This is a genomic window from Nonomuraea aridisoli (genome assembly GCF_003236395.1).
Classification (GTDB): Bacteria; Actinomycetota; Actinomycetes; order Streptosporangiales; family Streptosporangiaceae; genus Nonomuraea; species Nonomuraea aridisoli.
The window spans coordinates 1-1373 of the sequence record NZ_POUD01000561.1 but is presented as its reverse complement, the minus strand read 5'-3'; the positions used below and the strand labels follow the sequence as shown (position 1 = coordinate 1373).

The following is a 1373-nucleotide window of genomic DNA, read 5'->3' as shown; positions in this document are numbered from 1 at the left end:
CCTCCCGCCCGGCCAGCACGTCGCGCCACGAGATCACGTACGGCTCCGCCAAGCCCCTCGCGACCACCGCCTCCCGGAACAGCGCCACCCGCCGGTCGCCGGGCACCCCCACCACGGCGAAGCGCACCATCACTCGCTGACCGCGACGTAGCGCCACTCGCCGTCCGGCTTCTGCAGGTCGTCGAGGATGACGCGCACCCCGGGCAGCGACTCGGGCAGCCGGCGCATCATCTCGTCGCTCAGGTAGTGGTGGCTGAGGTCGAGCGTGCGCAGGTGAGTGAGGGGCTGCCCGCTGAGCAGGGCCTCCGCGCCCACGTCGGTGAGCACGCCCATCGACAGGTCGAGCCACTCGAGCCGGGCCACGACCGGGGCCGAGGCCACGGCGGCGGCGATGTCGTCCTGCATCTCGCTGTCCTGGAGGCCGAGGTGGCGCAGGCTCGGCAGTCGCGCGCCGCTCAGGACGGCGGCGCAGTCGGGGATCGTGGCGTCGCCACCGTACTCCTCGACGCCGAGCCAGAGCTCCAGATGCTCCAGGGCCGGCAGGTCGCAGTCGCCGACCGCCCGCACGACGTGGCCGGGCAGGCCGCCCGTCTCGAACCTGAGCACCCGCAGCGACTCGTGCCGCACCGGCTGGAGCGCCAGGCCGGTGCCGCCGCGCACCTCCAGCCGCTCCAGCTTCGGGAACGCCTCCAGCAGCGGGGTGATGTCGGACTGCTGGATCCAGGAGATCTCCGCCTCCTCCTGCGCGATCGCGCCGAGGAAGAGCGAGCGCAGCGCGGGAAGCCGGTCGCGCTCGGCGACCAGGCGGGCGATGATCGGCGCGCTGTCGGACTCGTAGCACTCCTCCCACTCACCGACCACGATGGCCCGGACCTTCTCGGTCTCCACGTGCTCGAAGAACCAGTCGAGGCTCTCGGCGAAGTGGTCGGGCGCGTCGTCCTGCCACTCGCTCGCGCGCAGCCGCCAGGCCACGGCGTCGGCCGGCGGCCGCGGCCTCTCGTCCTCGGGGAAGGGAGCGAACGCCACGGGCAGCCCGGCGTACTCGTCGACGTGGTCGTCATGGGGGTGGCTCACGGGGTGGTCCTCGTGTCAGGGGGATTCGATGTGGCACCTGTCCTACCAGATCTTCCCGACACTTCCGCCCAGACCGTCGACGGAAGAGGTGGCTCCCCGCGCCGGCCTGGGCGTGGACGGTCAGGCGGGAGCGCTACCTGAGGTGTACGCCGGTGAGCGCTTCGACCGTTTCGGGAAGATGCCTGACCGTTCCGCTGAGCCCGCCGACGGTGCCGTTGAGCGTGGAACCCACCGCATCCCGCCGCTGCGCAGGAGCGGGAGCAGGCGCGGGGGCAGGCGCGGGGGCAGGCGCATACGCC

Annotated in this window: 1 protein-coding gene; it reads right to left on the bottom strand. The window is 72.8% G+C overall.

Going from position 1 to position 1373, the window contains the following annotated elements; translation table 11 throughout:
- Positions 1-129: 129 nt before the first annotated feature.
- Positions 130-1074 carry an STM4015 family protein gene (locus C1J01_RS48060; protein WP_235855164.1) on the bottom strand — a complete coding sequence of 315 codons (945 nt, stop codon included), beginning with the start codon at positions 1072-1074 and terminating at the stop codon, positions 130-132.
- Between the last annotated feature and the right edge of the window lie 299 nt (positions 1075-1373).